This is a genomic window from Pseudomonas mosselii, assembly GCF_005796105.1.
GTDB classification, from domain to species: domain Bacteria; phylum Pseudomonadota; class Gammaproteobacteria; order Pseudomonadales; family Pseudomonadaceae; genus Aquipseudomonas; species Aquipseudomonas mosselii_C.
Genome location: NZ_VAUO01000005.1, coordinates 161,105 through 171,571, shown reverse-complemented (window position 1 = coordinate 171,571; position 10,467 = coordinate 161,105). Strand labels below are relative to the sequence as shown.

Sequence of the window (10,467 nt, the reverse complement as noted above, 5' to 3'; positions counted from 1 at the left end):
ATCGATTCCAGCAGGGCAGGAAGAGGTGGAGAGTCGATCTGTAAGCCGGGTTTTGTCGAGGACAGTCATTCCTCTACGACGGCCATCACTGGACGCCTCTAGCAACCTACCCGGTTCCGACGCGGGCCACGCCGTATGGAACCCTATTTGGTCTTGCTCCGAGTGGGGTTTACCTAGCCACGGACTGTTGCCAGCCGTGCGGTGCGCTCTTACCGCACCTTTTCACCCTTACCGGCACCGAAGTGCTTAGGCGGTTATTTTCTGTGGCACTTTCCGTAGGCTCGCGCCTCCCAGGCGTTACCTGGCACTCTGCCCTATGGAGCCCGGACTTTCCTCCCCCGTTTTTTGCGGAACAAAAGACGGCAGCGACTGTCCGATCGACTCTCCGCCGCCAAGGTTACCGGCAGGCGCGGCCAAGAACAAGCGATGTGACAAAAGATGTCGCAATGCCATCATTCGGACTTGTGTTTTTCCAGTGCCAGTTGATACAGCAGGTTCTTGCGCACTCCGGTGATCTGCGCCGCCAACGCAGCCGCACGCTTGAGCGGCATTTCCGCCAATAGCAGGTCGAGCACGCGCTGTGCCTCGACACTGACCGCCTGCTCGCCTTCTGGCGCACTCCAGCCGGCGACCAACACCACGCACTCGCCACGCTGCTGGTTACTGTCGCCCTGGACGAACGCACGCAATTGCGCAAGCGGCAACCCCTTGAGCGTCTCGAAGGTCTTGGTCAGCTCGCGAGCCAATAGCGCCGGGCGCTCAGCCCCGAATACCGCCTCCATGTCCTCGAGGCATTCCAGGATACGGTGCGGGGCCTCATAGAAGATCAACGTGCGCGGCTCTTCCCGCACCTGCTCCAGGCGCGCCCTGCGCCCGGCCGTCTTGGCCGGCAGGAAGCCTTCGAAGATGAAGCGATCCGACGGCAGCCCGGCCGCCGACAATGCCGCGATCAGCGCACAGGGCCCCGGCACTGGGACTACCTGGACCCCGGCCGCGCGCGCCTGACGTACCAAGTGATAGCCAGGATCGGAAATCAGTGGCGTACCGGCATCGGACACCAGCGCAACATCGTCGCCGGCCAGCAGGCGAGTGATGAAGCGCCCGCCCTCGTCGCGTTCGTTATGTTCATGACACGCCGCCAACGGAGTATCGATGCCGAAATGCTGAAGCAGGCGCACCGAATGGCGAGTGTCTTCGGCGGCGATCAGGCTGACACTGGCGAGTACCTTGAGCGCCCGAGCGCTCATGTCGTCGAGATTGCCGATGGGCGTTGCGACGACATAAAGCGTACCCAAGGTGGATTTCGAAGCCCCTGCAACATCTGTCACTGCGCGCACCTGCATCGTGGATCAAAAGGCGCCATTGTAGCCCGGCCACCGGCAACAGGTCGCAAAGAACTTTGCCGCCCACCACGCCCAGGCCACCTATAGTGAACCCTCAACGTAACCGCTCGCCCGGACAACCCTTCGCGTGGCGCGAATTAGCCACACAGGCCACTGGTGCTTGGGTACAATTGGCGGCCAACTTGATCGAGTAACAGGACTATTACATGATCGCTTGCCTGCGGCTGATCTCAGCCCTCTGCCTCGCTGCCCTGCTGGCAGCCTGCGCCAGCTCGCCCTCATCCAGCCTTGGCGAGCTGCCACGCACCCCGGACGCCAGTATCGAGCAACTGCTCGACAAAGCGGCCTCCAGCAAGTCTGCCGAGGATGCAGCCCTGCTGCGCCTGAGCGCCGCCGACATGGCCTATAAACAGAAGGACTTCCCACGCTCGGCGCGGATCCTCGAACAGGTCCCGCTGGACGCGCTCAAACCGGCCCAGCAAGTCTTCGCGTCCACGCTGGCCGCCGAGCTTGCCATGAGCCGCAACCAGCCCAAAGCCGCGCTGACCGCCCTGTCGCATCCAAGCCTGCAACGCATCGGCGAATTGCCCGCCGAGCAGCAAGTACGTACCTATAGCGTCCACGCTGCTGCCCTCGAAGCCGACGGCCAGGCCCTGGCCGCCGCCCAGCAACGCGTACTGCTTGGGGCTCTGCTCAGCGACCAGGCCGCGAGCACCAACAACGATGCCATCTGGACGCTGGTCGCTGCACTGCCGGCCGAGCAACTCCAGCAGCCCTCGAATGACGCCACCCTGGCCGGCTGGACTGGCCTTGCCTTCGCCGTCAAGAGCGCCGGCACGCTGGAGCAACAGCAGGCAGCCATCGATACCTGGCGCAACCAGCACCCCAATCATCCAGCCGCCAAGCAACTGCCTACCGCGCTGATCAAGCTAAAGGAGCTGGCCAGCCAGCCGCTGACCAAGATCGCCCTGCTGCTGCCCCAGGAAGGTCCCCTGGCAGGCGTTGCCCGTGCGCTGCGCGATGGTTTCATGGCTGCCCACTTCCAGGCCCAGAAAGCTGGCCAGCCGGCTCCGGCCGTGCAGGTGTTCGACAGCTCGCGCATCACCTCGCTGGATGAGTTCTACCGCCAGGCCCAGGCCGCTGGCGTGCAACTGGTAGTTGGCCCGCTGGAAAAACCGCTGGTCAAGAAACTCGCTGCCTACCCGCAACTGCCGATTACCACCCTGGCCCTGAACTACGCCGACGCCGGCCAGAAAGCGCCGCCGCAGCTGTTCCAGTTCGGCCTTGCCGCCGAGGACGAGGCGCGTGAAGTCGCCCGCCGTGCCCGCGCCGATGGCATGGTCCGCGCCGTGGCGCTGGTGCCGAGCGGCGAATGGGGCGATCGCGTACTGGCCGCGTTCCGCCAGGACTGGCAAGCCAATGGCGGCACCCTGCTCGCCGCCGAGCGCATCGCCCAACCGGTCGCCCTGGCTCAACAGATCGCCGAGCTGTTCCAATTGCGCCAAAGCGAAGGCCGCGCCAAGAGCCTGCAAAGCACCGTCGGCGGGAATATCGCGGCGCAGCCGTCGCGCCGCCAGGACATCGACTTCCTGTTCCTCGCCGCCACCCCGCAGCAGGCTCAACAGATCAAGCCGACCCTGAACTTCCAGTACGCCGGTGACGTGCCGGTCTACGCTACCTCCAACCTGTACAGCGCCAGCGGTGACGTGAACCAGTACAACGACATGAACGGCATCCGCTTCTGCGAAACGCCGTGGCTGCTGGACAACACCAACAGCCTGCGCCAGCAGGTGGTGCAGCAGTGGCCACAGGCCGCTGGCAGCCTGGGTCGCCTGTACGCGATGGGCGTCGACGCGTATAGCCTCGCGCCACGCCTGGGCCAGCTCAAGGCACTGCCGGACAACCGTGTCGAGGGCCTGTCGGGTAGCCTGACCGTCAACGCCAACCAGCGTGTCGAGCGCCAACTGCCATGGGCCGAGTTCTCCGGCGGCCAGATCAAACGTCTGCCGGACACTGCGCGCTGATGCCACACCCCTCGCCAACCCGCGCGGGCGCAGCAGCCGAAGACCAGGCCCTGGACTTCCTCCAGGGCCAAGGTATGAAACTGCTCACGCGCAACTGGCGATGCAAGGGCGGCGAGCTTGATCTGGTCATGCTCGACGTCGATACAGTAGTATTCGCCGAGGTCCGCTACCGGCTGCACGCGGACTTCGGCGGCGCGCTCGGCAGTATCGATGGGCGCAAGCAGAAGCGTCTGGTGCTTGCCGCCAACCTTTTCCTGCAACATGAACCCCGCTGGGCCGCCCACCCCTGCCGCTTCGACGTTGTCGCCCTGCAGGGCCAAGGGCATGCTGGGCAACCGCTCCTTTGGCTCAAAAACGCCTTCGAGTGCTGAACCCATACCGATTTTTTTGCTCTATGTTTCGCGGGCTGGTCCTTGTTGCGCGTAGCAAAGGCCACCGCCCCTCTTAAGGTCACACCAGATGGACATGCAATCCCGAATTCGCCGGCTATTCCAGGCCAGCATCGACACCAAGCAACAGGCAATGGACATCCTGGCACCTCACATCGAGCAGGCCAGCCTGGTCATGGTCAACGCCCTGCTCAGCGAGGGCAAGATCCTCACCTGTGGCAACGGCGGCTCTGCCGGCGACGCTCAGCACTTTTCCTCGGAGTTGCTCAACCGCTTCGAGCGCGAGCGTCCGAGCCTGCCAGCCATCGCCCTGACCACCGACAGCGCCACCCTCACCTCGATCGCCAACGACTACAGCTACAACGAAGTCTTCTCCAAGCAGATCCGCGCCCTGGGCCAACCCGGCGACGTTCTGCTGGCGATCTCCACTAGCGGCAACTCGGCCAACGTGATTCAGGCGATCCAGGCCGCACATGACCGCGAAATGATTGTCGTAGCATTGACCGGACGTGACGGCGGCGGTATGGCTTCGCTGCTGCTGCCCGAGGACGTGGAGATTCGCGTGCCCTCTTCGGTCACTGCACGTATTCAGGAAGTCCACCTGCTGGCGATCCACTGTCTGTGCGACTTGATCGACAGCCAACTGTTCGGGAGTGAAGAATGATCCCCAAGCACCTCGGCCTGATAACCCTGACCCTATGCCTGAGCATTTCTGGCTGCAGTTCGGTACTGACGTCGGCCCGCGACTCACCCATCGAGGATGACCGTGGCACCCGCACCATCGGCAGCAAGATCGACGACTCGCTGATCGAAACCAAGGCGGCGGTCAACATCGCCAAGGCCAACCCGGACCTGGACACCGGCTCGCACATCGTTGTCAGCAGCTACAACGGCGTCGTGCTACTGGCCGGCCAAACCCCGCGCGCCGACCTCAAGGCCCTCGCCGAGCAGACAGCCAGCCAGGTTCAACGGGTCAAGAAAGTCCACAACGAACTGCAAGTCATGCAGCCCTCCTCGATCCTGGCGCGTAACAACGACGCCTGGCTGACCACCAAGATCAAGACCCAGATGCTGGCTGACGCCAATGTCCCTGGCTCGCGCGTCAAAGTGATTACCGAGAATGGCATCGTCTACCTGCTGGGCCTCGTGACCCAGCGCGAAGGCAACGCCGCCACCAGCGTGGTACAGGGTGTTTCCGGCGTGCAGAAGATCGTCCGTCTGTTCGAGTACATCGACTGATTTCATCATTGCCGTACAGGCCCGCCCTTACAATCTGTCGCAAGGGCGGGCCCACCCGCACTGATCCCGAAACACACCTTGAAACCCCAGGATACCCACCATGAACAAGCTCCTGCCTGCCCTGCTGATCGGCGCATTCGCCACCCTGGCCGGCTGCTCCACCCCGAGCATCATCACCCTCAACGATGGCCGCGAACTGCAGACCACCGACACCCCCGAGTTCGACCGCCATTCGGGCTTTTACGAGTTCAAGCAACTCGACGGCAAGCTGAACCGCGTCAACAAGGACCAGGTGCAGAGCATCAAGGACCTGTAAGCCCAAACGGCAGACACAAAAAAGGCGATCCAACTGGATCGCCTTTTTTGTTACTTGACCACCTTCAGGCTGGGTCGGCCACTTGGGCGCGGCGGCTCTGGCGGAACATCGTCACCTGGCTGCACATCATCGCCTGGCAGATCGCCTTCATCATCGGCAGGCTCAAGTTCGAAGACCATGCCCTGACCGTTCTCCCGAGCATAGATGCCCATGATCGCGCCGACAGGCACGAAGAGCGAGTGGGAAACCCCACCAAAACGCCCCTCGAAACTCACGGCGTCATTGTCCATGTGCAAGCTGCGCACGGCGCTAGGGGAGATGTTCAGGACGATCTGACCATCACTGGCGAAACCTTGGGGCACCTGGACTGCCGGAAAATCGGCATTGACCAGCATATGCGGCGTGCAATCGTTGTCGACGATCCACTCGTACAGTGCTCGAACCAGATAGGGGCGACTGGAGTTCATCAACGGGTCCTCTATACCTTGCGCATTTCGCGTTCTGTAGCGGACAGGCTCGCCTGGAAAGGCTCGCGGGCGAACTGTCGCTCCATGTAATCCAGCAGCGGCTTGGCCTGCCGCGGCAATTCGATCCCCATCAGCGGCAATCGCCAGAGGATGGGCAGTAGACAGCAATCGACCAGGCTTTGCTCCTCGCTCATGAAACACGCCATCTCGCCAAACAAGGGCGCCACGCCGGTCAGGCTTTCGCGCAGCTCCTTGCGCGCCTGGACGCGCGCCGCTTCGCTGCTGCGCGCATCGAGCAGGGTATCGACCAGCCTGCACCAGTCACGCTGGATACGGTGAATCAGCAGGCGAGTGTTACCCCGCGCCACCGGGTACACCGGCATCAGGGGCGGATGTGGGTAGCGTTCTTCGAGGTACTCCATCACCACGGTCGACTCGTACAGCGCCAGGTCACGGTCGACCAGTGTCGGCACACTGCCGTAGGGGTTCACTTCCACCAGTTTGGGCGGCAGACGATTGGCGTCGACATCGATGATCTGTACTGCCACGCCCTTCTCGGCGAGCACCAGGCGTACCCGGTGGGAGTAGTGATCAGCGGGATCGGAATAGCAGGCTAACCTGTTGGTTGCGCCCATGTAGCGCCTCCTCGCACGGGATGCTTTGTAAAACTCTAAATGAAAACGCGCCCGGCTTCCCCTAGCAATGCTGCTTGGGGGAAGCCGGGCGCGTTCAACTACCAGAAACTACTGCGTGATCAGTGCACGTCCTTCCAGTATTCGCGCTTGAGCAAGTAGGCGAACACGAAGAAGAAAGCCAGGAACAGCAAGACATAGGTGCCGATGCGCTGACTTTCCAGTTTGACCGGGTTGGCCGAATAGGCCAGGAAGGTCACCAGGTTCTTGACCTTCTCGTCGAACTGCTCGGTGGTCAGGGTACCGGATTTCTCTTCCACGGTCAGCTGGTCACACGCTTCATGGGTCAGCGGGCTGCCCGTCAGCGGATCGAACTGCTTCTTGCCATCGATCACCGTCTGCACCTGCTTGCAACCGATCACCTGGTTACCCTGCAGCCCCACCAACACGTTCGGCATGCCCACGTTCGGGAATACCTTGTTGTTCACCCCCCAGGGGCGCGATTTGTCCTCGTAGAAACTGCGCAGGTAGCTGTACAGCCAGTCGTTGCCACGCACACGGGCAACCAGCGTCAGATCCGGCGGTGCAGCGCCGAACCAGGTCTTGGCATCGTTGGGCTGCATGCCAATCTGCATGTGATCGCCGATCTTGGCGCCGGTGAACACCAGCTTCTCCAGCATCAGTTCATGAGGAATGCCGAGGTCATCGGCAACCCGCTCGTAACGCTGGAACTTGGCGCTGTGGCAGCCCATGCAATAGTTGGCGAAGGTGCGCGCACCGTCTTGCAGGGCGGCTTTGTCAGTCAGGTCGATATCGACCTTGTCCAGCTCCAGGCCATGCTCGGCAGCGAAGGAAAGGCCAGGCATCAGTGCCAGCAACAGTACTGCAATCAACTTTTTCATCAGCCAGTCACCCTTTCCGGAACCGGTTTGGTCTTCTCAAGCCTTGTGTAGAACGGCATCAGCAGGAAGTAGGCGAAGTACAGCACCGTGCACACCTGCGACAGCAAGGTACGCCCAGGCGTCGGCGCCAGTACCCCCAAAATACCCAGGATGACGAAGGCCACGCAGAACACCAACAGCCAGACCTTGCTCAGCCAGCCCTTGTAGCGCATGGAGCGCACGGGGCTACGGTCGAGCCAGGGCAACACGAACAGTACGGCGATAGCGGCCCCCATGGCGATCACGCCGAACAGCTTGTCAGGCACTGCACGCAAGATCGCGTAGAACGGTGTGAAGTACCAGACCGGCGCGATGTGCTCAGGCGTCTTGAAGGCGTTGGCCTGCTCGAAGTTCGGTTTTTCCAGGAAATAACCCCCCATTTCCGGGAAGAAGAACACCACGGCACAGAACACGAAGAGGAACACCACCACACCCACGATGTCTTTTACGGTGTAGTACGGGTGGAACGGGATACCGTCGAGCGGAATGCCGTTTTCGTCCTTTTTCTTCTTGATGTCGACACCATCGGGGTTGTTCGACCCCACTTCATGCAGCGCCAGGATATGCAGGACCACCAGGCCAAGGATCACGATAGGTAGAGCAACCACGTGCAAGGCGAAGAAGCGGTTCAAGGTGATCCCCGAGATCAGGTAGTCACCGCGAATCCATTGGGTGAGGTCACCGCCAATCACCGGAATCGCACCGAACAGCGAGATGATCACCTGGGCCCCCCAGTACGACATCTGGCCCCAAGGCAGCAGGTAACCCATGAACGCCTCGGCCATCAGCGCCAGATAGATCAGCATGCCGAACAGCCACACCAACTCACGGGGCTTCTGGTAGGAGCCGTACAGCAGCCCACGGAACATGTGCAGATAGACCACGATGAAGAACGCCGAAGCACCAGTGGAGTGCAGGTAACGCAAGATCCAGCCGTATTCAACGTCACGCATGATGTACTCGACCGAGGCGAACGCCTCTTCGGCCGAAGGGGTGAAACTCATGGTCAGCCACACACCGGTGACGATCTGATTGACCAGCACCAGAAGCGCCAGAGAGCCAAAGAAGTACAGGAAGTTGAAGTTCTTGGGCGCGTAGTACTTACTCAGGTGGTCTTCCCACATCTTGGTGGCGGGGAAGCGCGCATCGATCCACTCCATGAACTTGCTCATCATGCTTTCTCCTGGTCGACGCCGATGACGATGACATCGTCCGACTCGTACGAGTGCGGCGGCACAGGCAGGTTCAGCGGTGCCGGCTGGGACTTGTAGACGCGCCCGGCCAAGTCGTAGTGCGAGCCATGGCAAGGGCAGAAGTAGCCCCCGACCCATTTCGGGCCAAGGTCGGCCGGAGCGACTTCAGGACGGAAGGTGGGCGAGCAGCCCAGGTGGGTGCACAGGCCGACGAGGATGAGGATCTCGGGTTTGATCGAACGCACTTCGGGATCGACATAGGCCGGTTGCACCGAGGCCTTGGACTGTGGATCGGAAAGATCGCCCTCGATCTTCTTGAGATTCCCGAGGATCTCCTGCGTTCGCCGCACGATGAATACAGGCTGGCCACGCCATTCGGCGACCATCTGTTGTCCCGCTTCGACCTTGGCAATGTTGACCTTCACCGGTGCACCGGCCGCCTTGGCCTTGGCACTGGGAAACCATGACCCCACGAACGGTACCGCTGCCCCCACTGCCCCCGCCGCCCCGACCACGGATGTCGCGGCTACGAGGAAGCGGCGCCGGCCTGCGTTGACGCCGTCATTGCTCATTCAGTCCTCTCCCATCAGCTTGCTTGGCCTGTTGAAACAGGCATCTCTTTAGGTACGTCTGTGGCACTAAAAATTGGCCGCCATGGTAAGAAACAAAACCACACACTGACAAGGTGATTACCCGCCAGACGAGCTACAACCCTCGCTTTGCTTGATCTGCGTCTATGTGGCAACGTGTCACGGACATGCTGACAGGTTAGTCGAAGCCATAAAAAAAGCCCGGTTCCAAGGAACCGGGCTTTTTTTGACTGCCGAAGCGGTATTAACGCTTGGAGTACTGAGGACGCTTACGCGCTTTACGCAGACCCACTTTCTTACGCTCGACTTCACGAGCGTCGCGGGTGACGTAACCAGCACGACGCAGAGCGCCACGCAGGGTTTCGTCGTATTCCATCAGAGCGCGGGTGATACCGTGACGGATCGCACCAGCTTGACCGCTAACACCACCACCGGAAACGGTGACGTAGATGTCGAACTTCTCAACGGTCTCGGTCAGTTCCAGCGGCTGGCGAACAACCATGCGAGCAGTTTCGCGGCCGAAGAACACGTCCAGAGAACGGTTGTTGATGGAGATGTTACCGGTGCCCGGACGCAGGAAAACGCGTGCGGTTGCGGTCTTGCGACGGCCAGTGCCGTAGTTTTGAGTCGCCGACATAATGAACTATCCCGTTAGATCTTCAGTTCTTGAGGCTGCTGAGCAGTGTGTGGGTGAGCTGCACCCGCGTACACTTTCAGCTTGCGGTACATGTCGCGACCCAGCGGGTTCTTCGGCAGCATGCCTTTGACCGCGGTTTCGATGACACGCTCAGGGGCCTTGGCGATCAGCTTCTCGAAGCTGATTTCCTTGATACCGCCCGGGAAGCCGGAGTGGGAGTAGTACATTTTGTCCGAGGACTTTGCACCAGTTACACGAACCTGCTCGGCGTTGATAACGACGATGTAGTCGCCGGTGTCAACGTGAGGGGTGTATTCTGCTTTGTGCTTGCCGCGCAGACGCAGAGCGATTTCGGTAGCCAGACGACCCAGGGTCTGACCAGCGGCGTCGACTACGTACCAGTCGCGCTTTACTGTTTCTGGTTTAGCAGTAAAAGTTTTCATTCTCTAAAGCCTCAGAGGCCGCCCAGCGAAAATAGACGGCGAATCTTACTGGATAGTGCACAGCTTGCCAAGGGCAGGCGCGCAGCCTCACACGGACGCAAGTTGGGGGCTCGGGTCGGAGCGTCCAGTGTTCGACAAAGGTTTCCTCATTCGTGGTGGTGCATCACTTCCGCCACGCGAAGAGCTGCAGAATTATCCAGATTGCACGAAAAATATCAACCTGCTTTTATGGGCATCTTTGCCAAGGAGAGTC

13 protein-coding genes and 1 other RNA gene are annotated in these 10,467 nt (G+C 61.0%); 5 read left to right on the top strand and 9 right to left on the bottom strand.

Annotated elements, in window-relative coordinates:
* Positions 1-25: 25 nt before the first annotated feature.
* Positions 26-385: RNase P RNA component class A (rnpB, locus tag FEM01_RS13050), an RNA gene on the bottom strand.
* A 67-nt stretch (positions 386-452) separates the two neighbouring features.
* Positions 453-1,343, bottom strand: a complete 891-nt coding sequence (rsmI, locus tag FEM01_RS13045) for a 16S rRNA (cytidine(1402)-2'-O)-methyltransferase (protein ID WP_171030955.1) — start codon at positions 1,341-1,343, stop codon at positions 453-455.
* Positions 1,344-1,549: 206 nt separating this feature from the next.
* Between rsmI and FEM01_RS13040 the strand changes: the two genes are divergently transcribed.
* From FEM01_RS13040 to FEM01_RS13020, 5 genes are all read left to right on the top strand, one after another.
* Positions 1,550-3,367: a penicillin-binding protein activator gene (locus FEM01_RS13040; RefSeq protein ID WP_138219901.1), complete on the top strand. Its 1,818-nt coding sequence runs from the start codon at positions 1,550-1,552 to the stop codon at positions 3,365-3,367.
* Positions 3,367-3,738, top strand: a complete 372-nt coding sequence (locus FEM01_RS13035; RefSeq protein WP_138219900.1) for a YraN family protein — start codon at positions 3,367-3,369, stop codon at positions 3,736-3,738. The genes FEM01_RS13040 and FEM01_RS13035 overlap by 1 nt, the downstream gene beginning before the upstream one ends.
* A gap of 88 nt (positions 3,739-3,826) precedes the next feature.
* Complete coding sequence (locus tag FEM01_RS13030) at positions 3,827-4,420, top strand: phosphoheptose isomerase (protein WP_138219899.1); 594 nt, start codon at positions 3,827-3,829, stop codon at positions 4,418-4,420.
* The gene (locus tag FEM01_RS13025) at positions 4,417-4,995 is read left to right on the top strand and encodes a BON domain-containing protein (protein WP_138219898.1); all 579 of its coding nucleotides are present in this window, start codon (positions 4,417-4,419) and stop codon (positions 4,993-4,995) included. Before FEM01_RS13030 ends, FEM01_RS13025 begins: the two co-directional genes overlap by 4 nt.
* A 100-nt stretch (positions 4,996-5,095) precedes the next feature.
* Complete coding sequence (locus tag FEM01_RS13020; protein WP_138219897.1) at positions 5,096-5,311, top strand: YgdI/YgdR family lipoprotein; 216 nt, start codon at positions 5,096-5,098, stop codon at positions 5,309-5,311.
* 50 nt (positions 5,312-5,361) lie between these two features.
* On the opposite strand, the gene FEM01_RS13015 is transcribed toward FEM01_RS13020, so the two are convergent.
* From FEM01_RS13015 to rplM, 7 genes are all read right to left on the bottom strand, one after another.
* Entirely contained in the window at positions 5,362-5,778 is a 417-nt protein-coding gene (locus FEM01_RS13015; RefSeq protein WP_138219896.1) for a ClpXP protease specificity-enhancing factor, read from the bottom strand.
* An 11-nt stretch (positions 5,779-5,789) separates the two neighbouring features.
* The gene (locus FEM01_RS13010; protein WP_138219895.1) at positions 5,790-6,413 is read right to left on the bottom strand and encodes a glutathione S-transferase N-terminal domain-containing protein; all 624 of its coding nucleotides are present in this window, start codon (positions 6,411-6,413) and stop codon (positions 5,790-5,792) included.
* A 119-nt stretch (positions 6,414-6,532) separates the two neighbouring features.
* On the bottom strand, positions 6,533-7,312 hold the full coding sequence (locus tag FEM01_RS13005; RefSeq protein ID WP_138219894.1) for a cytochrome c1: 780 nt from the start codon (positions 7,310-7,312) through the stop codon (positions 6,533-6,535).
* Positions 7,312-8,523 carry a cytochrome b gene (locus FEM01_RS13000; RefSeq protein ID WP_138220045.1) on the bottom strand — a complete coding sequence of 404 codons (1,212 nt, stop codon included), beginning with the start codon at positions 8,521-8,523 and terminating at the stop codon, positions 7,312-7,314. Before FEM01_RS13000 ends, FEM01_RS13005 begins: the two co-directional genes overlap by 1 nt.
* A complete protein-coding gene (petA, locus tag FEM01_RS12995) occupies positions 8,523-9,116 on the bottom strand; it encodes a ubiquinol-cytochrome c reductase iron-sulfur subunit (RefSeq protein WP_138219893.1) in 594 nt (197 codons plus the stop codon). Before petA ends, FEM01_RS13000 begins: the two co-directional genes overlap by 1 nt.
* Positions 9,117-9,378: 262 nt before the next feature.
* Positions 9,379-9,771, bottom strand: coding sequence for a 30S ribosomal protein S9 (rpsI, locus tag FEM01_RS12990; protein ID WP_003260797.1), 393 nt, complete (start codon positions 9,769-9,771; stop codon positions 9,379-9,381).
* 14 nt (positions 9,772-9,785) lie between these two features.
* Positions 9,786-10,214, bottom strand: coding sequence for a 50S ribosomal protein L13 (gene rplM, locus FEM01_RS12985; protein WP_138219892.1), 429 nt, complete (start codon positions 10,212-10,214; stop codon positions 9,786-9,788).
* Positions 10,215-10,467 lie beyond the last annotated feature (253 nt).

What these genes read in the sequence shown, in the direction of transcription:
- rsmI (WP_171030955.1), bottom strand. Translation starts at nt 1,343, where the DNA reads ATGCAGGTGCGCGCAGTGACAGATGTTGCAGGGGCTTCGAAATCCACC.
- FEM01_RS13040 (WP_138219901.1), top strand. Translation starts at nt 1,550, where the DNA reads ATGATCGCTTGCCTGCGGCTGATCTCAGCCCTCTGCCTCGCTGCCCTG.
- FEM01_RS13035 (WP_138219900.1), top strand. Translation starts at nt 3,367, where the DNA reads ATGCCACACCCCTCGCCAACCCGCGCGGGCGCAGCAGCCGAAGACCAG.
- FEM01_RS13030 (WP_138219899.1), top strand. Translation starts at nt 3,827, where the DNA reads ATGGACATGCAATCCCGAATTCGCCGGCTATTCCAGGCCAGCATCGAC.
- FEM01_RS13025 (WP_138219898.1), top strand. Translation starts at nt 4,417, where the DNA reads ATGATCCCCAAGCACCTCGGCCTGATAACCCTGACCCTATGCCTGAGC.
- FEM01_RS13020 (WP_138219897.1), top strand. Translation starts at nt 5,096, where the DNA reads ATGAACAAGCTCCTGCCTGCCCTGCTGATCGGCGCATTCGCCACCCTG.
- FEM01_RS13015 (WP_138219896.1), bottom strand. Translation starts at nt 5,778, where the DNA reads ATGAACTCCAGTCGCCCCTATCTGGTTCGAGCACTGTACGAGTGGATC.
- FEM01_RS13010 (WP_138219895.1), bottom strand. Translation starts at nt 6,413, where the DNA reads ATGGGCGCAACCAACAGGTTAGCCTGCTATTCCGATCCCGCTGATCAC.
- FEM01_RS13005 (WP_138219894.1), bottom strand. Translation starts at nt 7,312, where the DNA reads ATGAAAAAGTTGATTGCAGTACTGTTGCTGGCACTGATGCCTGGCCTT.
- FEM01_RS13000 (WP_138220045.1), bottom strand. Translation starts at nt 8,523, where the DNA reads ATGAGCAAGTTCATGGAGTGGATCGATGCGCGCTTCCCCGCCACCAAG.
- petA (WP_138219893.1), bottom strand. Translation starts at nt 9,116, where the DNA reads ATGAGCAATGACGGCGTCAACGCAGGCCGGCGCCGCTTCCTCGTAGCC.
- rpsI (WP_003260797.1), bottom strand. Translation starts at nt 9,771, where the DNA reads ATGTCGGCGACTCAAAACTACGGCACTGGCCGTCGCAAGACCGCAACC.
- rplM (WP_138219892.1), bottom strand. Translation starts at nt 10,214, where the DNA reads ATGAAAACTTTTACTGCTAAACCAGAAACAGTAAAGCGCGACTGGTAC.